Genomic DNA, 21330 nt, shown 5'->3' with positions numbered 1-21330 from the left:
CCCGGCCTGAGATACCGTCTTGCTAGTCAAGCTGCAAAAGCAAGCAATGGGTCAAAAGGTTTATTATTCTTCAGGACACCATAGATTATGTGAAGCAGCTTTCGCATGATAGCGCCCACAACAACCATCTTCGCCTTGCCATTCTTTAACAATTGTTTTTCAAAAGCTTTAAACCCTTCTCCTTTTGTTTTCGCTACTAAGGCGGGCATAAATAGCATTTTGCGAACCCGAGAAGAGCCGGTTTTTGAAATGTGAGCTTTCTTATACACGGCGCTCCCTGACATATACTGTCGTGGGTTCAGGCCCGCAAACGCGACCAATTGCTTGACCGATTCGTATCGTTTCAAGTTTGGAATCTCCGCTAGTAGTTTCGAGGCGGTCAGGTCCCCAATTCCGGGAATAGTTGCCAATAAATCCCGATCATTTCTGATATCCGGATGGTCCTTGAATAAATCCTCTATTTTCTTCCTGGTTTTTCGAATCTCTTCCTTCAGAACCTGGATCAAGGTCTGGATGGATTGTACAACCGCCTTAGATTTAACCGCTGCCTCAAGTCGGTTTTTCTCCCTTTGCAGCGATTCTGTCAGGTTATCTAAGTGGCGTACCAACACCTGCAGCTCTCGAATTGCCGGAGAAGGGGCGATAAACAGCTCCGGGTTTTGGGTCTGACAGAATCGGGCAATCAATTCCGCGTCGATCTTGTCCGTCTTGTTGCGAGCTAGCTGACTCTTTGCAAATGCGCTGATTCTCGCGGGATTCACCACGCTGACCCGATGCCCTTGCTCCTGAAGAAAAATAGCTAAATCCTCAGAATAGCTCCCCGTAGCTTCTAAGCAGGCGTGAACCTGGACCACCCCCTGCTTTAATAACCAGCTTTGCAGCTCTGCAAAGCCTTCGGGGGTCTGCGTGATGGCTTTATGTTTCAGCTTATTTTGTTCCTTTAACAGCACGACATCGACCTTATGTTTGGCTACGTCTATGCCTAGGAAGGCTTGCAACATGCATTGCTCCTTGTTGAAGTAACGGGCTTAAAAGTAAGAAATCTTGCCCAGGCCAACCTTGTTAATACAAGCTCTTCCCCAACGGGGAGGCCTTAGATACCGTACGGCCTTATGAACAAGAATTAAGAAAGGCACCTAATCTCGGGGGACAGGCAGGTTGTCCTTTCTCTTTCTCACTCGGATTCCCTTGTTTGTGACTTAATTTAGGCTCTTTTCAAGATACAAGGGGGACAGGCCGTGTCCCGCTGGGACATATCGCCCCCGGCTAGGGGCGGACGCGGCAAAAGAACAGCGTAACGATCATCGCAAGGAATGCCGCGAAAGAAGCCCCGGCGAGCAGGAGGGCAAACTAGCTTCCTAACGTCATTAGGCAAACCACACGGCGGAAAATAGGGAATTAGTGCCGGAAGTGGCGCATCCCCGTGAACAGCATGGCGATGCCGTGCTCGTCGGCGGCGGCGATGACTTCCTCGTCGCGGACCGAGCCTCCGGGCTGGATGACCGCGGTGACCCCGTGGCGCGCCGCCTCGTCGAGGCCGTCGCGGAAGGGAAAGAAGGCGTCCGAGCCCAGCACCGTGCCTTTCAAGGGAGACGCCGCCTTCAACGCGGCGATCTTCACCGAGTCGACGCGGCTCATCTGCCCCGCCCCGATGCCGATCGTGCGGTCGTCGCGGCAGAAGACGATGGCGTTGCTCTTGACGTGTTTGACGACCTTCCAGGCGAAGTCGAGGGCCTTCAGCTCCTCCGCGGTGGGCCGGCGTTTGGTGACGACCTTGGCCTCCGAGGCCGGCAGCATCTGGGTGTCGCGATCCTGGACCAGCATCCCGCCGACGACCTTCTTCATGTCCCAACCGGTGATCTCGTAGCGGCGAATCGGCAAGGTTTTGAGTAATCGAATATTTTTCTTCTGCTTGAGTATTTCCAAGGCCTCGGGCTCGTAGTCCGGCGCGATGATCGCCTCGAAGAAGGTCTTGCCGATCTCGGTCGCGGCGGCGACGTCGACCGCGCGGTTGAAGGCGATGATCCCGCCGAAGGCGCTGACCTCGTCGCAGGCCTTGGCCTTGAGGAAGGCGTCGGAGATCCCGCCCGTCGTGGTCGCCACGCCGCAGGGATTGCTGTGCTTGACGATGCAGCAGGCAGCCAGCTCGAATTCCTTCACCGTCTCGAGGGCCCCGTCCAAGTCCATGATGTTGTTGTAGGACAATTCCTTGCCGTGCAGCTGCCGGGCGTTGCCGACGCAGGGTTCGTCGCGCCAGCCTTCGGAATAATAAGCGGCCTGCTGGTGCGGATTCTCGCCGTAGCGCAGGTCGAAGATCTTGCGGTATTGCAGGTTGAGCGTCCCGCTGAACTTCTGGCGCTCCGGCTGGTGCGAGGGTTCTTTTAAGGAGGTCAGGAAATTGCTGATCGCCCCGTCGTAGGCCGCGCAGAAGGTGAAGACCTTGGCGGCCAACTCGAAACGCAGCTCGCGGGTGGTCTGCATCCCGTGGTTTTCGAGCTCGAGCAGGAGCTTGCCGTAGTCGGCCGGGTCGACGACCACCGTCACGTCCTCGAAGTTCTTCGCCGCCGCGCGCAGCATGCTGGGGCCGCCGATGTCGATGTTTTCGATCGCGTCCTCGAGGCTCACGCCCGCCTTCGCGACGGTCTGAACGAAGGGGTAAAGGTTGACCACGACCAAGTCGATGGGCTGGATGCCCTGCGAGGCCATCGCCCTCTGGTGCTCGGCGTTGGCGCGGATGTTCAAAATGCCGCCGTGGACCTTGGGATGCAGGGTCTTGACCCGGCCGTCCATCATCTCGGGGAAGCCGGTGTAGGCGCCGATGGGAGTGACTTTAAGCCCGTTTTCGACCAAGAGTTTCTCGGTGCCGCCCGTCGAGAGGAGCTCGACCCCGTGCTTCGCCAGGTACTTTGCCAGATCGACCAGTCCGGTCTTGTCGGAGACGCTGATCAGCGCCCGTTGAATCTTCGCCATGGTATCCCCTATTTCGCCAAAGAAGCCGTGCCTAAGAGACTTTTGATGTCCTCGTCCGTGAAGCGCACGCCCGCGCCGAAAAACCAGTCGAGCCCGTGCTCCCTGGAAATGAAATCGTCCAAGCCCGCCACCAGGAAGAGCGAGCGGGTCAGGTTGAGCTGGCTCAAGAACTTCAAGTGCGGGCGGTCCGCGCTGAAGTCGAAGGCCGAGAGCTGCAGGTTGACGGGGCCCTTCGTGTAGTCGACCCCGAAGCCGCCGGTGGACTCGATCAAGCCGCCGCGCAAGGTGAAGTCGTAGAGCTTCTTGCCCAGCTGCGCGGAGAAGCGGACCTTGTTGAAGTCCTGCGTCTCGGTGGTGATGGTGCTGGTCGCGCCGCCCGCGGTGGTGACGGTCGTGATCTGGGTCTTGTCGGAAGGCGAAGGATTGGGATCGTGAACGACCTCGAAGAGGAAGAACTTGTCGGGCCTCGGCTGGAAGCGCAGGCCGACGTAGTTCTTCACGTCCTTGGTCGAGCCCAGGTATTCCATGTGATAGTTGATCTCGGTCTCGATGCGCTTGATCCCGCTGGTCAGGTCGTTGACCGTGTCGAGGATCTCGTTGGTCTTCTCGATGGTCTGCGGGTCGTTGACGAGCTTGCCGAAGGAGCCTTGGCCGGAATTGACCTTGTCGGTGATCTCGGCGATGCGCTTGAGGGCGATCTCGATGTCGGGGGTCGAGGTCGCCGAGAAGGAACGCAGCTGGTCGGTCAAGGCGCGCATGTTGGCGACCACCGCCTCCATGTTGGCGGCGTTGTTGGTGCTGAAGCGGGCCAGGTTGGCGGTCAGTACCTGCATGTTTTTGAGGATCTCGGCGGTGTAGGAATGCTCGGAGACCGTGTAGGTCTTCATCGCCGCCGTGATTTCCTTCATGTCCGAGGTCAAGACCGAGAGGTCGCGCACCAGCTGCTGGTAATCGGCCGGCTGCTTGACCCGTCCCACGACCCCGCCCGCCTCGATCTGCGGCGCATCGGGGCTTCCGGGAAAAATCTCGATATAGGTGTCGCCCAGGACGCCGCGGGTGCGGATCTCGGCGGTCACGTCGTCGCCCAGCTTGACGTCCTTGCGCAGCTCGATCTCGACCTTCGCCTTGCGGTCGGGCGTGAGCGTGATGTCGCTGACCGTACCGACGGGAATGCCAGCCACCTGCACGGGGGTCTTCCTAGAGACGCCCTCGGCGTTCTCCATCAAGGTGTAAATCTTGTAGGTGCCGCCCGGGGTCCAGCCGAGCTGGCTCACGTCGAGCGTCAGGTAGGCGAGCAAGGCTATCGCCACGATGACGAAGACGCCGACTTTGGCCTCGGTAGAAAACTTTTTCTTCATCCGATGAAGTCCTTGTCCGCCTTACCCTGCAAGAAGCTTTGGATCCAGGGGTCCTTCGACTCGCGGAAGGCCTGCGGCGGCCCCTCTTCGAGGATCTTGCCCTGGTGAAGCATCGCGATCTTGTCCGCCATCTTGAGCGTCGACGGGATGTCGTGGCTCACGACGACGGAGGTGAGCCCGAAATTCTTCTGGGTTTCCAGGATCAAATTGTCAATCGAATCCGTCAGGATAGGGTCTAATCCGGTGGTGGGCTCGTCGTAAAGGATGATCTCGGGGTCCAGCATCAGGGCCCGGGCCAGGCCCACCCGCTTGCGCATGCCGCCGCTCAGCTCGGAAGGCATCTTGAGCTCGACGTCCTTGAGGCCCACCTTGGCCAATTTGTCCAAAACTTTGTCGTGGATTTCCTCTTCCCCCATGTCGGTGTGTTCCCTCAAGGGAAAGGCCACGTTGTCGAAGACGTTCATCGAGTCGAAGAGGGCCGCGTTTTGAAACAGCATCCCGAATCGCTTGCGCAGCTCGTTCTGGTCCCGACCGGAGAGCTCGAACATATCCATACCCTCGACCAGCACCTTGCCGCTGTCGGGCGCCATCAGGCCGATCATGGTCTTGAGCAGGCAGCTCTTGCCCTCGCCGGAGCGGCCGATAATGACCGTGATCTTGCCCCGCGGGACCTCGAGGCTGAGGCCGTCCATCACCCTCTGCCGGCCGAAGGCCTTGTGAAGGTCTTGCAATGCGATGGCGGCTTCGGCTCGGGCGTTCATCTCTTTCGTCCCTCAATTCGGAAAAATCTGCAGCAGCCAGGTGGCCAGGAAATAGTTCAGGATCAAGACCGTCACCGAACCGGCCACCACCGCCTGCGTCGTGCTGCGTCCCACTCCCTCGGCCCCGTTGGTGGTGTGGTAGCCCTTGTAACAGGCGATCAGGCTGAGGATGAAGCCGAAGACGACCCCCTTGATCAAGCCTTGGTAGAAGTCCTCCGGCTCGACGATCGTATGGTAGCGCATCAGGTAGGGCCCTTCGGGGATCTGCAGAAGGTAGATCGAGACCACGTAGGAGCCCAGCAGGCCCATCCCGTTGAAGACGCCGACCAATAGCGGCACCATCACGGTGCTCGCGATGACCCGAGGCACCACCAGGTAGTTGATCGGCGGCACGGCCATGCTCTTCAGGGCGTCGATCTGCTCGGTGACGCTCATCGTGCCGATCTCGGCGGCCATGGCGCTGCCGGCGCGGGCGACAATCATCAGGGCGGTGAAGACGGGGGCCAACTCGCGGGAGAGGGCGATGCCGACGGTCGAGCCGACCAAGGACTCGGCGTTGAAGAGGCGGAAGGCCGAGCCGGTCTGCAGGGCGAAGACCATGCCCGCGAAGAGGCCGACCAGGGCGATGATCACCGTGGAGTTGACGCCGATCTTCATCATCTCGCGGAACAGGACCCGGACGTGGAGGGTGCCGCGAAAGGACCATTGGATCGTCTCGAGGCAAAAATAGACGAAACGGCCCAGGCCCTGAATGACGCCGGTGAAGGGCCGGCCGACGCGGATCAGGGCCTCGTTTAGCCGGGCGTTGCGGGTGAAGAAGTCCTGGAAAAACTCGATCACGAGCCCTCCCCCGCGTAGGCGCGCGGCACCCGACGGCTCACCGCGCAGAATAACTCGTAAGAGATCGTCCCCGCCTTGGCGGCCAACTCCTCCGCCGGCAGCCCCGGGCCCCAGAGCAAGACCGGGTCGCCGAGGTCGACTCCCGGGATGTCGGTGACGTCGACCATGGTGAGATCCATGCAGACCCGCCCCGCCACCGGCGCGCGCCGCCCGCGGATCAGGACCTCGCCGCAATTGCTGAGATGACGGATGTAGCCGTCGGCATAGCCCACCGGCAGGACGGCGATGCGGCTCTCGCGGGGCGCGACCCAGGTGCCGCCGTAACTGACCGCGGTGCCCTTCGGCACCGTCTTGAGGCTGACCACGGCGGTCGTAAAGCTCATGACGGGCTTCAGCGCCGCGCCGGCCGCGAAGCGCGGGTTGGGGTTGGATCCGTAGAGCATGATGCCGGGCCGGGCCCAATCGCCGGCGGCGACCTTGCCGCCCAGGATCGCCGCGCTGTTGGCTATATGAAAAACCTTCGCCTCGGGCGCCTCGCGCTTGAGCAGGGCCCGGGCCTCCTCGAAACGACGACACTGATCGGCGGTGGGCCCCTCGAAGCTGAGATCGGCCTGGGCCAGGTGGCTCATCACGCCGAGCAGCTTCAGTTGAGGCGCCGCCTGCAGGGCCTTGAGGGCCCGGGGTAATTCCTGGGGCAGGAAACCCAGCCGGGTCATCCCGGTGTCGACCTTGAAATAGACGCCTAAGGGCTCGGCGGCGGAAGACTGGAGCGCCTGCATCTGCGCCTCGTTATAAAGAACCGGGGTCAAGGCATAGCGGGCCAGCGTCGCCGCATCGGCGTTGAAGGGCCCGCCGAAGAGCAGGATGGGCGCCTTCAGCCCGGCCTCGCGAAGCTCCACGCCCTCCTCGGGGCAGGCGACGCCCAGCGCCGCCGCGCCGGCGCCTTCGAGGACCCGGGCGACCGGGACGGCGCCGTGGCCGTAGGCGTTGGCCTTCACCACGCCGACCATCGGGGCGCCCTCTCCGGCCAGGCGTTTGGCCAAAAGAAAATTCTCCCGCAGCGCCGCGAGGTCGATCCGGGCCACCGTCGGGCGAAATTGGTTTGAAATGGAGCTTTCTTTCATGCTTAAGCTGTCCGGACCCAAGGCTATTAGCCGCCCGGAACCCTATGTCAACACTTCAGATCACCCACCTCGGACATGGCACCAATCTGCTGCAAATCCAAGGGCAGAATTTCCTGACCGACCCGGTTTTCTCCCAGAAAGTCTTCATGTTTTTCAAGCGCCGCAAGCCTGCGGGCCTGACGCCCGAGGCCCTGCCGCCCCTTTCGGCAATACTGGTCAGCCACGCCCATTACGACCACCTGGATATCTTCAGCTACAAGTACTTTAAAACGACGATTCCGATCATCGTGCCCAAGGGCTTGGGGGGCGTCGTCCGGAAGTTTTTGCCCAACCCGGTGGTGGAGATCCCCGCCGGCGGCAAGCACCTGCACCAGGGCGTCGAGATCCACGCCCTGCCCGTCCAGCACCGCGGCTGCCGCTGGGTGCCGATCCGCTATCGCGCGGCGACGGCCTATCTGCTGAAGGCCCCCGAGGGCTGCGTCTATTTCTGCGGCGACAGCGGCTACGGGCCGCACTTCAAAAAGGCCGGCGAGGCCTTCCCGATCGACGTCGCCCTGTTGCCGATCGGCGGCTATCACCCGCGCTGGTGGCTGAAGCGGCAGAAGATGACGCCAGAGGAGGCCCTGCAGGCCTTCGAGGACCTGCAGGCCAAGCGGATGGTGCCGATCAATTGGGGCGTCTTCGACTTTTGGCGGGAAAATCCGGAAGAGGCTTGGAAGCGGCTGGAGGCGGAGGTGGGGAAGAAGGGCTTGTCGTCGAGAGTGCATTTGTTGCAGCCGGGCGAATCCTGGCGTCCCTGAGTCCCGTTGACTTTCGCGCGTTTCGCTTCTATAAATTTTTCGCTTTCGAAATAACCCTAGGGGAGCCTGACGGCTGAGAGTTCCGAGCGCAATCGGAAGACCCTTCGAACCTGATCCGGTCAATGCCGGCGTAGGAAAGCGGTTGCGCTGCGCGACCCGCAGATCCGCGTCTTCGCCTCCTATGTCGTGGTGTTCGTGGCCGCCGTGGCGATAAACCTCGAGGTGGTGCCGCATTCGGAGCGAGAGAAAAAACGCATGAGCGAGGGGGATGAGGTGGAGGTTTTTCATGCGGTGGGCGGGGGATAAATTTTTATTTTGTATTTTGCGGCATCCGTAGGGGCCGTTCGCGCTTGTCCTCCGAAGGGAGGAACGGCCCCTACAGGGCAACGCATAGCAACTATATTTTCATAGGTAAGGACCATGTCACTTCAAATCGCCGACAAAACCTTTAACTCCCGCCTGATCCTCGGCACCGGCAAATACCCCTCGCACGAGGTTATGCGCACCGCCCACGAGGCCTCCGGCACCGAAATGGTCACCGTCGCCATCCGGCGCATCGACCTCAACGCGCCCAAGGGCGAATCGCTGCTCGACTTCATCGACCGCAAGAAGATCGCCCTGCTGCCCAACACCGCCGCCTGCTTCACCGCGAACGACGCGATCAAGACCGCGCGCCTCGCGAGGCAGGCCCTCGAGACGAACTGGATCAAGCTCGAGGTCATCGGTGACGAGAAGACCCTCTTCCCCGACGTCGCGGCCACCTTGCAAGCCGCGGAGGTCCTGGTGAAGGAAGGCTTCATCGTCCTGCCCTACATCATGGACGATCCCGTCGCCTGTAAGCGGCTCGAGGAGATCGGCTGTCCCGCCGTGATGCCTCTGGCCGCACCGATCGGATCGGGACTCGGCATCCGCAATCCTTACAACCTGCGGATCATTTTAGAACAGGCCCAGGTGCCGGTGATCGTCGACGCCGGGGTCGGCTGCGCCAGCGACGCCGCCGTCGCGATGGAGCTGGGCTGCGCGGCCCTCCTCATGAATACCGCCGTCGCCGGGGCTCAGGACCCGGTGAAGATGGCGCGGGCGATGCGGGCGGCGGTCGAGGCGGGGAGGCTTTCTTATGAGGCGGGCAGGATCCCGAAGAAGTTGTACGCCAGCGCCTCGAGCCCGCTGGAAAATGTCATTCGGTAGGGGCAGGCGCGGGGGCCCGCCTCTACGAAATCTGCGCGAAGCCATTTGAAAATTAATTTGTCAGCGGCCCCTACGGATTCAGCGACCATCACCTTAGCGGAGAGACCATAGAAAATGTCCACCCTCCCCCAAAAAATGCTCGAAAAGCTCCAAGAACTCGACGCCGAGGCGACGCGGCCCTTCCCCAACTCGCGCAAGATCTATGTCACCGGCAGCCGTCCCGACCTCCGCGTCCCCATGCGCGAGATTTCTCTGAAGCCGCCCCACGAACCGCTCTGCGTCTACGACACCTCCGGCCCCTACACCGACCCCGCCGTCCGGATCGACCTGATGAAGGGCCTGCCGCCGCTGCGCGCCGCCTGGATCGAGGAGCGATGTGACACCCAAACTTTATCGGACCTCAGCTCGCGCTACGGCCGCCGCCGCGCCGCCGACGCCCAATTGCAGGCCCTGCGCTTCGAGCACACCGTCCGCCGGCCGCGCCGCGCCCTGCCCGGCCGCAACGTCAGCCAGATGCACTACGCGCGGCGGGGCATCGTCACCCCCGAGATGGAATTCATCGCCATCCGCGAAAACCAAAGGCTCGAGGCCCTGCGCGAGGGCGAGCAGCACCCCGGCCAATCCTTCGGCGCGGCGATCCCAAAAATCCTCACGCCCGAGTTCGTCCGCGACGAGGTCGCCCGCGGCCGCGCCATCATTCCCGCCAACATCAACCACCCCGAGCTCGAGCCCATGATCATCGGCCGCAATTTCCTGGTGAAGATCAACGCCAACCTGGGCAACTCGGCCGTCACCTCTTCCATTCAGGAAGAGGTCGAGAAGCTGCTCTGGGCCATCCGCTGGGGCGCCGACACGGCGATGGACCTCTCTACCGGCAAGAACATCCACGAGACCCGCGAATGGATCCTGCGCAACAGCCCGGTGCCCATCGGCACCGTCCCGATCTACCAGGCCTTGGAAAAGGTCGGGGGCAAGGCGGAGGAGCTGACCTGGGAGATCTACCGCGACACGCTGATCGAGCAAGCCGAACAGGGCGTCGATTACTTCACCATCCACGCGGGCGTGCGCCTGGCCTATGTCCCGCTCACCGCCAAACGCGTCACCGGCATCGTCTCGCGCGGCGGCTCCATCATGGCGAAGTGGTGCCTCGCCCACCATCAAGAGAACTTCCTCTACAGCCATTTCGAAGAGATCTGCGAAATCATGAAGGCCTACGACGTCTCCTTCTCGCTGGGCGACGGCCTTAGGCCGGGCTCCATCGCCGACGCCAACGACGCCGCGCAGTTCGCCGAGCTGGAGACGCTGGGGGAATTGACCAATATCGCGTGGCGGCACGAGGTGCAGACGATGATCGAGGGCCCCGGCCACGTCCCCATGCACCTGATCCAGGAAAACATGACCAAGCAGCTCGCCGTCTGCGGCGAGGCGCCCTTCTACACCCTGGGCCCGCTCACCACCGACGTCGCGCCGGGCTACGACCACATCACCTCGGCGATCGGCGCCGCGATGATCGGCTGGTTCGGCACCGCGATGCTCTGCTACGTCACGCCCAAAGAGCACCTCGGCCTCCCCGACCGCGACGACGTCAAGGCCGGCATCATCGCCTACAAGATCGCGGCGCACGCCGCCGACTTAGCCAAGGGCCACCCCGGGGCGCAGCGGCGCGACAACTCGCTTTCCAAGGCCCGCTACGAGTTTCGCTGGGAGGACCAGTTCAATCTCTCCCTCGACCCCGACACGGCCCGCGCCTACCACGACGCCACGCTCGGCCAAGAATCCGCCAAGCTGGCCCATTTTTGTTCGATGTGCGGGCCCCACTTCTGCTCGATGCAGCTCACCCAGGAGGTTCGGGATTACGCCGAAAAACAAGGCCTTGGGGATCCGGAGGCCGCCCTGCGCCGGGGCTTGGAAGAAAAATCCAAGGAATTTCATCAACGTAGCCACCGAATCGACTGAGACGATTCCCCCGAAAAAATAATTTCGAAGTAAATTCACCTCCTTGCGGCAAGGCTCTTGCTATGTGCAATTCCTGTACATAGAATCGCACAATCCAATCTCCAAGGTTTTGTGGGTAAATGGGGTTTCATCAGAGAAGGCGGATGTTCCGCCGTTCTCCTCCTCCCAAACGGTAGCCCGGGCTCTTACCGCCCGGGCTATTTTTTTGGCCGAAAAAAAGGCCCGGGCCTTGGGGGCCCGGGCCTTCTAGGTATTCCTGGGAGCTGGATTACCTCAAAAATTGACATCGAGCGTGGTCGTCGCGCCGGCGCTCACGCTGACCGCGGTCGCTTGCGTGGGAAATCCGCAGGTCGAAGCGAGCACTTCGTAATCGCCCGCGCTCAACTCCGCCGAATAGCTCGCCCCGTTGAGGACGTCGATCGAATCGACCTCCACCACCTCGGGCAGGCCGGCAACCGTCAGATCCTGCTGGACGCTTAAGTTCGCGAAAGTCTCGGCGTCGGCCCCGGTGATCCCGACAAGACCGGCGAGGGTGCCGGAGGGCGCCGCGGTCAAGACGAAGTCCTGAACCGGGGTCTGCCCGGGCAAGGCCGTGAGGTTCACCGCCGTCGCGGCGAAGCCGGGGGCGGTCGCGACGATATTATAGTCGCCGGGCTTGAGGAAGAGCTGGTAATCGCCGTTGGCGTCGGTCAAGGTCGCCGTCTGAACCATGACCGCGTCCTCCGGGTTGGCCGCGGTCGGATCGAAGATCTGCGCGCTGACCTGGGCGTCGGCAACCCCCGCCAAATCCGCGCCGTTGGTGACCCGTCCGGTCACCAGCGTGAAATCGGCCGTCTCGAGCAGCTTGATCGTCGGCTTGAGGTTATAAATGCCGCTGTTGCCGGCCACCACCACCGAGGCCGCCGCGTCGAAATCGAGGATCAGCTCGGTGGTCTGGTTTTCGGCGACGTCGCACTTGCCGGCGCAGACAATCTTGAGTCCGGTCTGCTCGCCGCTGGGGACGGTCAGCTCATGGATCTCGGAATCGTCCGCGTCGATCACGTAGTTCGCGAAGGGGTGTGTGTGGCAGAGGATGTTCGGCGAGGCGTCCGGCGTCGTGCCGATGATCAGGCGGATCTGGGAATAGCTCCCCGCCTCCAGCGGTCCCTCGCCTAGGCCCTCGACCACGCCGTCGGTGAGATCCAATAAATTGTAAGTGCGATTCGGTTCGGCTACCGTCTGCCAACCGCCTTCGTCGTCCGATCCGGGCCCGTTGCGGTGCACTTGAATTTCGCTGATCGTGACGTAGACCGCGGCGTAGTCCTCGGTCGGCGCATCGGTGAGGCCGACCGACATCGTCCCCGTCCCGCCGCCGCCGCAAGCCGCCAAAGTTGTTAGGGCCAAAATGCCCAACGTTTTGTACGCAGTTTTTTTGAAAGAATGAATCATACGTGTCCTCCAGGTATGGGTTCCTTGCCCTTGAATACGAGGTGGGACGACGCGACGCGCTGGACGGCCACAAAAAAATTCTCAAGTATTTTTAAGAAATTAGCCCGACGGAGCGCCGGACTTTCTTCAGAAGGGAGGCGCTGAGCTCGATCACCTGCCCCGGCTTGAGCGAACCCAGCTCCACCTCGCCGTGCTTGACGCGAATCAGTCTTTGCACGCCGATGCCGAAGGTCTCCAACATGCGCCGGATCTCGCGCTTGATCCCCTCGCCCAGGACGATCTCGAGCCACAGGCCTTCGGAAGCCGGCAAGGGTTTCACCGAAAAGACGTGCACCTCCTTCTCCTCGAGGCGAATCCCTTCGCGCAGGCGGCGGCGCTCCTCCGCCGTGGGCAGGCGCGTCACTTGGACATGGTAGACCTTGCGCACCTGGAAAGAGGGATGGGTGTAGCGCTGCAAGAGCTCGCCGTCGTCGGTGAGCAGCAGCAGGCCCTCGGACTCTTTGTCGAGGCGGCCGACGGCGTTCACCGCCTTGGGCAAATCGAGCAAGTCGAAGACGGTCTTGCGCCCGAAGTCGTCGCGCTTGGTGACGACCACGCCGCGCGGCTTGTAGTAGGCGTAGTAGCGGTGGAATCGGGAGCGCCGGATGGGCCGGCCGTCGACGAGGACAACGTCGCTCTCGGGATCGGCCTTCGCGCCCAGTTCGCGGACGACCTTGCCGTTGACCTTCACACGGCCTGCCAGGATCAGGGCTTCGGCGGCGCGGCGGCTGGAGACGCCGGCGCGGGAGAGGATTTTCTGCAGGCGTTCCATGGGGGACCGGCGGGGCTTAAGACTCGGCGACGGGCGGAGTCGCAGCCTCGGCGGCCTTCTCCTCGGCCTTTTCCTCGGCGAAGATGCCGCGCTCGACGTCGCGGAGGTCCTTCAGGCTGGCCTCGAGGTCCTGGAAGGCCTCTTCTTCCTCCTCATCCAAGGCCGCGATCATCTGCTGGACGCCCTCGCCCTCAAGGAGTGACTCTTCTTCTTCGGTCTCCTCCGCGGTGTTTTCGACGACGACGCCCTCGCCCGCCGTCTTCTTTTGGAATTCCTCCTCGAGCTCCCGGAACTCCTTCAAGGTCGGCAGCTCCTGCAAGCTCTTGAGCTGGAAGAGCTCGAGGAAGTCCTGCGTCGTGCCGTAGAGCATGGGTTTGCCGGGCTCGTCCTTCTTGCCGACGATGCGCACCAAGTTCTTCTCGAGCAGGGTCTTGAGCACACCGCCGGAATCGACGCCGCGGATCGCGTCGATCTCGACCCGCGTCACCGGCTGACGGTAGGCGACGATGGCGAGGGTCTCGAGGGAGGGCTTGGAGATCTTGGTGGGCTTGGGCTGGTAGAACTGCCGCAGGATAACCGCGTTCTCCGGCCGCGTGCGGAACTGCCAGCCGCCGGCGACCTCGCCGAGCAGGATGCCGCGGGCGGGGTTCTCCAAGTATTCTTGGGCCAGCTCGGAGAGGGCCTGCTGGATGTCGGCGCGACTGGTCTTCTCTTCCTCCTTGGCGGCGGCCGCGCTGAGTTGGGCGGCGACGTCGGTCGGGACGGAAGGCTCGGTCTCCGCAACCTCGGCGCCGGCGGGTGCGGCGGCCGCCTCGACGGACTCTCCGGCCTCGACCTCTCCCTCCGCCGCCTCGGCCTGCGGGGGTTTATTCATTTCTTCTTCGTAATTTTGCACGGCGACCAGCATGTCCGAAACCTTCAAGGGTGTTTCGGACACGAAGATCAGGCTTTCGAGAAAGGATTTGAGTTTGGCGCTTTCCATAGGGGGATTCCTTATTACTGAATCGTCACGTTCGCCTCGAGATTTTGCAGGTCGGCGCCTTCGAAGGCCGGCACCAAATAGATCTCACCGTAAGTCTGGCTCTGCGTCACCTGCAGGACTTTCATGCGCACCATCTCGAGCACCGCGAGGAAGGTCACGATCAATCCCCCGCGGGTGGCCTGGCCGTCGAAGAGCTGGCGGAACTCAAGCATCGACTGGCCGCGCATCTTGTCCATCAGCTCGTAGATCCGCTCGGTGACCGAGACGCGCTCGACGCGGACCTCGTGGACCGTCGTCTTGGGCGCCTTCTTGAGCATCTCGTAGAAGCAGCTGATCAGCTGGAATAGGTCCACCTCGACGGGGGCCTCCTCTTCCTCGATCGGGTCCGGCGTCATGCCGTGGGCGAAGACGTCGCGGCCCAGCATGGGGCGGGCGGCCAGCGCGTTGGCGGCCTCTTTGTAGCGCTGGTACTCGAGGAGGCGGCGGATCAGCTCGGCGCGCGGGTCCTCGCCCTCCTCGTCCTCCTCGCCCTTGTCGTGGTCGGGCAGCAGCAGCTTGCTCTTGATGTGGGCCAGCTCGCTCGCCATCAGCAAAAAGTCGCCGGCCAAGTCTATGTTCAGCTCTTCGAGCAGGTTGAGGTACTCCATGTACTGCTCGAGGATGAGCGAGATCGGTATGTCGATGATATCGACGTCGTTCTTCTTGATCAGGTGCAGCAGCAGGTCGAGCGGGCCCTCGAAGACCTCGAGGTCGACCTTGTAGGCGTTCTGCGTTTCGCTCAGCATAGCCCCATCCTCTCGTAGACGCGTTTCAAATGCGCTTGCGCGACCTTGCGGGCCTCGGCGGCACCGGCCTCGAGGATCTCCTCGAGAACTTTCGGCTGGGCCTCCAGCGCGCGGCGCCGCTCCTGGATCGGTTTCAGGAAGGCCAGCAGGTTTTCGGTCGCGAGCTTCTTGTCCTCCACGCAGCCGATCTCGGCGGCGCGGCACTGCAAGTTGACCCGCGAGACGAGCTCGGGCGGCGAGAAGAGCCGGTGGTAGTCGAAGACGTTGCAGATGTCCGGGTTGCCCGGATCGCTCTTGCGGATCCGCGCCGGATCGGTCACCGCGTCGCCCATCTTCTTGCGGACCGCGGCCTCATCGTCGCTCAGGTAGATCGCGTTGCCGTAGCTCTTGGACATCTTTCTTCCGTCGAGACCGGGCACCTTCGGCGCCTGCGTCAGCAGGGCCTGAGGCTCGACGAAGGTCTCGCCGTAGAGGTGGTTGAAGCGCCGCAGCACCTCGCGGGAGAGCTCGAGGTGGGCGACCTGGTCCTGCCCGACGGGCACCAAGTGCGCGTTGTAGATCGCCACGTCCGCCGTTTGCAAGAGCGGATAGCCCAAAAAGCCGTAGGTCGAGAGGTCGCGGTCTTTGAGCTCGTTTTTCAGCTCTTTATAGCTGGGCACCCGCTCCAGCCAGCTGATCGGCGTGAGCATCGAGAGCAGGAGGTGCAGCTCGGCGTGCTCCGGCACCCGGGATTGCAAGAAAATCGTGCAGCGCTTGGGGTCGAGGCCCGCGGCCAGCCAGTCGAGCAGGATGTCGCGACAGGCCTGGCGCAGGATCTTGGGGTCCTGGTACTCGGTGGTCAGGGCGTGCCAATCGGCGATGAAGAAAAAACAGCGGTATTGGTCTTGCAGCTCGAGCCAATTCTTCAGCACGCCGAAGTAGTGGCCTAGATGAAGTTTGCCGGTGGGACGCATCCCGCTGACGACGATCTTGCTTGGATTCATTCGGTCCATCTCTCACGAAGGTATCAGAAACTCGGCCATCCGCTGCACCGGGACCCGAAGATACCGGAATCCGCCGGCGTAAAAAAGCGCGACGATCGCGAAAATTCCGTAGCCCGCCATGCGGTCGTAGGCACGGGCCCAACGCTCCGGCAAGAGCCCCGAGAGCACCTTGCCGCCGTCCAGCGGGTGTACCGGAATCAGGTTGAAGAGCGCAAGGCCCAGGTTGATCCAAATCGAAATTTCGACGAGGCGCAGCGAGGTGTCGGCGACGCTGAGATACAGCGGGGCCTCCGCCCAGGGCAGATCCCCGAGCCTCGGCAGGATCTCCAAAAGCAGCCGCAGCAGAAGCGCGAAGCCCAAGGCCAGGCCGAGGTTGCTCAGGGGGCCGGCCAAGGCGATCCACAGGCCATCCCGGCGCGGACGCCGCAAGCGCCCCTCATCCACCGGCACGGGCTTGCCCCAGCCGGCGATCGGCAAGGCGCCGGGGGCCAGCCAGGAGACCAGGGGCAGGAGGACCGTTCCCAATAAGTCCATATGGGCGAAGGGGTTGAGGGTCAGGCGGCCGGCCTCTTTGGCCGTAGCGTCGCCCAAACGATAGGCCACCAAGCCGTGGGCCGCCTCATGGCAGGACAGGGCAAAGAGGAAAGCAGGCATGTACAGAAATAGCAGACTGAGGCGCTCGGCCGTCATGTAAGGGCTCTAACAAAGATTCAACAGTGGGGCAACGGAACCTTCCATTTTTTCTCTAGCTTTTTTGACAACTTAAGTTAAAGTTCCTCGAAATTAAATCCACTTAACTCCTTAGACTTCGATTTTGCTTCGCTTCCCCGGGTAGAGCTAAGTGAATTAATTTTTTGCATGTCTTTTTCGCTCGGCAGTACCTCAACATTTCTACACGGGCTCCCTCACGAGCCGCGTTCGACCTCCAACACCTTCTCCGCCTCCGAATGGATACTTCGCCTATTAAATGAACCTTCGCAGACCGGCGACGGCCGCCCCTCGACGGAGGGATTGGGCCGCCTCTCCGCCTCGCGCGTCGCCGAATGGCGCGCCCGCCTCGGAGCCGCGTCTTGGGCCGAGTTGGAGTCCCTTGGTCAGGAGCAAGACGCCGGCCTTTTTTTCGAAGCCCTACTGGCCTTTGGCCGCCGCTGCGAAGCCGACGACCGCCCCGACTTGGCCTTTGCCGTCTACGGCCTCCTGCGGGAGGGGACCGGATTCTCCGGTATCGACGCCCGCGCCGCGGAGCGGCTCCAAGCTATTCAAGGCGTGGGGGCCGCGGGGCCGCGCGCCGAATTCCTGCTGCGCCGCCTCGCCGTCGAGGCCAGCGATCCCGCGCTAATCCTCAGCATGGGCTTGGCCGGTGCTGCCTATCGCGTCAGCCGCCTGGGCCTGCTCGGCAGGCTGGCCTCCTCGCCGGGCGCCACTTCCTTCACCCGCGGCTTCGGCGCCCGAGCCACGGCCAGCCTCGGCGCCTTCCTCGTCGAGGCCAGCACCTTCACCGCGGCCGCCCATGGCTTGAACGAGGCCTTCGGTAGGCCTCAAGACTGGAGCCTCCGCGGGCTCGGGCACAGTTGGGCCGCCGGCGCCCTCACCTTGGGCAGCTTGAAATTTTTCGGCTGGGCGGGGGGCCGGCTCTACCAGCGGGCCCTCGGCGCCGAGGGCCTGGCAGCTGTCGCCAGCCCCGGCCTGGGCCGGACGCTGTTCCAGCAAGGCAGCATGTTCGCCGGCATCCTGAGCGCTCATCGCCTCGAAGAGGCCCTGGGCCTGCGCGTCCGGCGCGACGGCGCCACCACGCTGGTCGATGGGCTGGCGACCTTGCTGCAATTCAATGTTGCGGGACGCCTCAGCCACCACGCCTTTGGCGAGGGTTGGCGCGCCTGGGAGCGAGGCCTCGACTTGCATACCGAGGCGATCGCCCGCCGGTTGCCGGAGCGTCCTACCGGCACCGGTGGCCTGAACCCCGCCTGGGTCCTCGCCTCGGGGCCTAGACTCGCTTTCAGCGGACCCAAGGCGCGCGATCCCATTCGGGGTCCCTTCCTGGTCTTCATGGAAGGCCTCGGCGACAAGGGCACACCGGAATCAGGCCCCGGCAGCCAACGCGGAGACCCTAGCCCCGTCCGGGAGTCCAATTCCCGCCCCGAGAGTACGGCGGAAACCGTAAGCCCTTCCGAGGAGCCGATCTCCTGGCTGCCGAAGGGGCCTCAACAATTGGAAGTCGCCTTGCGGGAATTTCTCAACATGCATCCGCATTCCGCGGTGGTCTTCGAGCTGAATGCGCCGGAACACGGCGGCCACCCCGAAGGTACCGTCCTGATGATCAACCGGCGCCTGACGGAGATGTTCGGCTACTCCGAAGCCGAGGCCCTCGGGCGCTCGCTCCAGACCTTCATGCACCTGCGGGACATGCCGTTTTTCCGCAATCTCTCCGAAAGCCTCCTGCAAAACGGCACGCTCGACCTGCCCGAAGTGCGCTATCGCCGCAAGGACGGGACCTCGATCTGGTGCAACACCACCGGCATGGTCAAGCGGGTCAACGGCCGCAGCCTGGGATTCGCCTTCCTCGAGGACATCACCGAGCGCCGCCGCGAGCGGGCCGCCCTGGAGGTCAGCGAGGTGCGAAACCGGGCCCTGATCGGCGCCCTCCCCGACCTGCTCTTCCGCATCCGCGCCGACATGACCTTCCTGGACGTCCGGCTCCCCCAGGCCGGTCAATTCGTGCTGCCGGCGGAGCAATTGATCGGCACCCGCGTCCATGACCTGCCGCTCCCGGAGGAATTGAAGGAATTCGGCATCGCCACCATGCGCCGGGCCCTAGAGACGGGTACCTTCCAACGCGTGGAATATGAATTGCCCATGCCCGACGGCAGCCGCCGCCACCAGGAGGCCCGCGTCAGCCCCAGCGGCGCGGACGAGGTCGTCGTCATCGTGCGGGACACCACCGATCTGAAACGCGCCGAGCAGCACCGCATCGCCGCGGAACGCCTTGACGCCGTGCAGATGCTGAGCCGAGGGCTGGCCCACAATATCGCCAATCGCCTGGCGGTAGTGCTGCCCTACCAAAGGTACAACCAAGAGACGATGGAAGGGCTCCGCGACCTCTTCCGGTCGCTCGCGGACAAACCCGCCAACGGCGGGGACCCCTTGCTCTACGAGCCGTTCCTCCAGGAGCTTGCCGAGCTCCACGATTCGACCGTCCGCGGCGGCAACCGGCCGGCAACCCTGACGTTGGACAGCCCCCGAGCAGTGTACCGGGCCATCGAGCAGATTTTGACCAGGGCCCTCGAAGACCACCAGGTGAGTCAGGAAAACGCCAATCTCATCCTCTCGGCCATCGAGAGTTTCCGCAGGCTGAGCACGGAGCCCCAGGCCGGCCCGCCCTTCGACTTGAATTCCCTCTTAGAACCCGCCGACCTGCGAGGCATGTTGGGCGAAGGCCCCGACTTGGTCGTCCGCCGCGCGCCGGGCGCGGCGATGGTCCCTGGGCCCCGCAGCCACATCGCGGACGCCTTACAAAACCTGATCGTCAACGCGCGCGACGCCATGCAAGGAAGCGAGCGCCGCCTGCTGCTGATCGACGCCTCTGCCGTGGATTTGAGCCCGGAGGCATTGGCCGCTCTGCAAAGCCTCTCCCCCGGCCCCTTGCCCACCGCCGGCGGCCGGTACCTGCGCCTGAGCGTCAGCGACACCGGATCGGGAATCGACCCGGAGGCGCGCCACCGCATCTTCGAGGCCTATTACTCGACCAAACCGACCGCCCATGTCGGGTCCGGAAACCGAGGCCTCGGCTTGGCCATGACTTACAAACACATCAAGGACGCCGGAGGCTTCATCACGGTGGAGAGCCAAGTGGGCGAGGGCACGACCTTCCACCTCTACCTCCCCAGCGTCGCCGCCCCGCGTTCCGAGCCCGTCCAGGAGGACCCTAGGATCTCCCTCGAGCAGAAGCTGGAGGCCTATTTCCGGTCGCAGGGCACCTTTCCGCGCTGACCTTCAAGACCTGGGATGAAATTTATGGATCGCCTTGAGGCGCTCGGGGGTGACGTGGGTGTAGACCTGCGTCGTCGCCAAGTCGGCGTGACCCAGCATGGCCTGCACCGAGCGAAGGTCGGCGCCGTGGTTGAGCAGGTGGGTCGCGAAGGAATGCCGCAGCTTGTGCGGGCTCACGTCTTTCTTGATGCCGGCCTTTTTCGCATAGGCCTTGAGCAAAAGGAAAAACTGCTGCCGCGTCATCTTGCCGCCGCGGTTGCTCAGGAACAGGGCGTCGGAGAGCCGCTTCTTGGTCAGCTTCGGCCGGGCGAGCTCGAGGTACTCCTTGAGACAGGCCAGGGCCGAGCGGCCCACGGGGACCAGGCGCTCTTTCGAGCCCTTGCCCAGCACGCGGACGAAACCCATGTCGAGGTGCACGTCGCCCGAGGCCAGACCGACCAGCTCGGAGACCCGCAGGCCGCTGGCGTAGAGCAACTCGAGCATGGCGCGGTCGCGGCGCCCGAGCGGGGTCGTCGGGTCGGGCTGGGCGAGGAGCGCGTCGATTTCCTCTTGATTCAGGTACTGCGGCAGGGCTCGGCCCATCTTGGGCAGCTCGACCTTGAGCGTGGGGTCGTGCTGGAGCCACTTTTCCTTCAAGCCGTGGCGGTAGAACATGCGCAGGGTCGTGAGCCGCCGCGCGGTGCTGCGGCCCTTTTGCCCGCGGTCGTACTCGAAGCTCAAGAACTCGCGGAGGTCGATCTCGCTTAATTCCAGCAGGCCCTTGCGACGCTTCGTCTCGACGAATTGGGTGAAGTGCAGCAGGTCGCGGCGGTAGCTCTCGACGGTGTTGCGGGCGAGGTTGCGCTCGACGCGCAGGACGTCGAGGAAGGACTCGATGAGGTTGAGGTTCGCCGCTTGCATCGTGGCCGCATCTTAAATAAGGAGGAACGCGATGTCCACGAAGGTTTACATCCCGCCGCCCAAGGAGCTCGAATTCCTCCCCGCCCCGCCCCCGCTCGAGGGGCCGGGGCCCTTCGTCTTGGAGATCGGCCCGGGCAAGGGGGAATTTCTCCTGCACCTGGCCGAGCAAGAGCCCGGCGCGACCTTCGTCGCGGTGGAGATCCGCCGCGGCCGCTTCGCCAAGATCGCCAAGCGCGCCGCCGCCCGCGGCCTGAAGAACGTCTTCCTGGTGCTGGGCGACGCGCGGGAGTGCCTGACGCGGCTGTTTCGCCCCGGGCTCTTCGAGCGCATCTACGTCTTGTTCCCCGACCCCTGGCCGAAGCGCCGCCACAGCAAGCACCGCCTGCTCAAGCCCGAGCTGCTCGCCCGCCTGCGCGACTACCTCAAGCCGGGCGGGGCAATCTACAACGCGACGGAC

Annotated in this window: 19 protein-coding genes and 1 riboswitch; of the genes, 6 read left to right on the top strand and 13 right to left on the bottom strand. The window is 63.1% G+C overall.

Annotated features, from left to right (window positions below; all coding sequences use genetic code 11):
* Nucleotides 1-26 precede the first annotated feature (26 nt).
* The 6 genes from FBR05_12225 to alr form a co-directional block, all read right to left on the bottom strand.
* Nucleotides 27-1001: an IS110 family transposase gene (locus FBR05_12225; GenBank protein ID MDL1872948.1), complete on the bottom strand. Its 975-nt coding sequence runs from the start codon at nucleotides 999-1001 to the stop codon at nucleotides 27-29.
* A 397-nt stretch (nucleotides 1002-1398) separates the two neighbouring features.
* Complete coding sequence (gene purH / locus FBR05_12220) at nucleotides 1399-2970, bottom strand: bifunctional phosphoribosylaminoimidazolecarboxamide formyltransferase/IMP cyclohydrolase (protein ID MDL1872947.1); 1572 nt, start codon at nucleotides 2968-2970, stop codon at nucleotides 1399-1401.
* A gap of 8 nt (nucleotides 2971-2978) precedes the next feature.
* Nucleotides 2979-4328: an MCE family protein gene (locus FBR05_12215; protein ID MDL1872946.1), complete on the bottom strand. Its 1350-nt coding sequence runs from the start codon at nucleotides 4326-4328 to the stop codon at nucleotides 2979-2981.
* Nucleotides 4325-5089 carry an ABC transporter ATP-binding protein gene (locus tag FBR05_12210; GenBank protein MDL1872945.1) on the bottom strand — a complete coding sequence of 255 codons (765 nt, stop codon included), beginning with the start codon at nucleotides 5087-5089 and terminating at the stop codon, nucleotides 4325-4327. Before FBR05_12210 ends, FBR05_12215 begins: the two co-directional genes overlap by 4 nt.
* Before the next feature lie 12 nt (nucleotides 5090-5101).
* Nucleotides 5102-5875 (bottom strand): ABC transporter permease, encoded by a 774-nt coding sequence (locus FBR05_12205; GenBank protein ID MDL1872944.1) that lies wholly within the window; start codon nucleotides 5873-5875, stop codon nucleotides 5102-5104.
* 50 nt (nucleotides 5876-5925) lie between these two features.
* Entirely contained in the window at nucleotides 5926-7053 is a 1128-nt protein-coding gene (gene alr, locus FBR05_12200) for an alanine racemase (GenBank protein ID MDL1872943.1), read from the bottom strand.
* A gap of 44 nt (nucleotides 7054-7097) precedes the next feature.
* On the opposite strand from alr, the gene FBR05_12195 reads away from it, so the two are divergent.
* From FBR05_12195 to thiC, 4 genes are all read left to right on the top strand, one after another.
* A complete protein-coding gene (locus tag FBR05_12195; GenBank protein MDL1872942.1) occupies nucleotides 7098-7853 on the top strand; it encodes an MBL fold metallo-hydrolase in 756 nt (251 codons plus the stop codon).
* Nucleotides 7854-7901: 48 nt separating this feature from the next.
* A riboswitch (TPP riboswitch) is annotated at nucleotides 7902-8008 on the top strand.
* Nucleotides 8001-8159: a sulfur carrier protein ThiS gene (gene thiS, locus FBR05_12190; protein MDL1872941.1), complete on the top strand. Its 159-nt coding sequence runs from the start codon at nucleotides 8001-8003 to the stop codon at nucleotides 8157-8159. (Overlaps the previous riboswitch by 8 nt.)
* Nucleotides 8160-8273: 114 nt before the next feature.
* The gene (locus tag FBR05_12185; GenBank protein ID MDL1872940.1) at nucleotides 8274-9041 is read left to right on the top strand and encodes a thiazole synthase; all 768 of its coding nucleotides are present in this window, start codon (nucleotides 8274-8276) and stop codon (nucleotides 9039-9041) included.
* Nucleotides 9042-9155: 114 nt separating this feature from the next.
* Nucleotides 9156-10997 carry a phosphomethylpyrimidine synthase ThiC gene (gene thiC, locus FBR05_12180; GenBank protein MDL1872939.1) on the top strand — a complete coding sequence of 614 codons (1842 nt, stop codon included), beginning with the start codon at nucleotides 9156-9158 and terminating at the stop codon, nucleotides 10995-10997.
* A 273-nt stretch (nucleotides 10998-11270) separates the two neighbouring features.
* Here thiC and FBR05_12175 read toward each other — a convergent pair whose 3' ends face one another.
* The 6 genes from FBR05_12175 to FBR05_12150 all read right to left on the bottom strand — a co-directional run bounded on the left by FBR05_12175 (nucleotide 11271) and on the right by FBR05_12150 (nucleotide 16676).
* Nucleotides 11271-12425, bottom strand: a complete 1155-nt coding sequence (locus FBR05_12175; GenBank protein MDL1872938.1) for a DUF4382 domain-containing protein — start codon at nucleotides 12423-12425, stop codon at nucleotides 11271-11273.
* 91 nt (nucleotides 12426-12516) lie between these two features.
* Nucleotides 12517-13236 (bottom strand): rRNA pseudouridine synthase, encoded by a 720-nt coding sequence (locus FBR05_12170; protein MDL1872937.1) that lies wholly within the window; start codon nucleotides 13234-13236, stop codon nucleotides 12517-12519.
* A gap of 16 nt (nucleotides 13237-13252) precedes the next feature.
* Nucleotides 13253-14110: an SMC-Scp complex subunit ScpB gene (scpB, locus tag FBR05_12165; protein MDL1872936.1), complete on the bottom strand. Its 858-nt coding sequence runs from the start codon at nucleotides 14108-14110 to the stop codon at nucleotides 13253-13255.
* Between the two features lie 122 nt (nucleotides 14111-14232).
* Entirely contained in the window at nucleotides 14233-15003 is a 771-nt protein-coding gene (locus FBR05_12160) for a segregation/condensation protein A (GenBank protein MDL1872935.1), read from the bottom strand.
* Nucleotides 14997-15995 carry a tryptophan--tRNA ligase gene (trpS, locus tag FBR05_12155; GenBank protein ID MDL1872934.1) on the bottom strand — a complete coding sequence of 333 codons (999 nt, stop codon included), beginning with the start codon at nucleotides 15993-15995 and terminating at the stop codon, nucleotides 14997-14999. The genes FBR05_12160 and trpS overlap by 7 nt, the downstream gene beginning before the upstream one ends.
* A 3-nt stretch (nucleotides 15996-15998) precedes the next feature.
* Nucleotides 15999-16676 carry a site-2 protease family protein gene (locus FBR05_12150; protein ID MDL1872933.1) on the bottom strand — a complete coding sequence of 226 codons (678 nt, stop codon included), beginning with the start codon at nucleotides 16674-16676 and terminating at the stop codon, nucleotides 15999-16001.
* A 168-nt stretch (nucleotides 16677-16844) separates the two neighbouring features.
* Here FBR05_12150 and FBR05_12145 point away from each other — a divergent pair, with 168 nt between their 5' ends.
* Nucleotides 16845-19973 (top strand): PAS domain S-box protein, encoded by a 3129-nt coding sequence (locus FBR05_12145; GenBank protein ID MDL1872932.1) that lies wholly within the window; start codon nucleotides 16845-16847, stop codon nucleotides 19971-19973.
* Between the two features lie 3 nt (nucleotides 19974-19976).
* Here the strand turns inward: FBR05_12145 and xerD are convergent, their stop codons facing one another.
* A complete protein-coding gene (xerD, locus tag FBR05_12140; GenBank protein MDL1872931.1) occupies nucleotides 19977-20873 on the bottom strand; it encodes a site-specific tyrosine recombinase XerD in 897 nt (298 codons plus the stop codon).
* Nucleotides 20874-20904: 31 nt separating this feature from the next.
* Between xerD and FBR05_12135 the strand changes: the two genes are divergently transcribed.
* Nucleotides 20905-21330: methyltransferase domain-containing protein (locus FBR05_12135; protein MDL1872930.1), on the top strand; the 426-nt coding region annotated here is incomplete at its 3' end.

The organism is Deltaproteobacteria bacterium PRO3 (assembly GCA_030263375.1).
In the GTDB taxonomy this organism is placed as follows: Bacteria; UBA10199; UBA10199; order DSSB01; family DSSB01; genus DSSB01.
The sequence above is the reverse complement of the archived record's forward strand: the minus strand, read 5'-3'. Positions and strand labels throughout refer to the sequence as shown.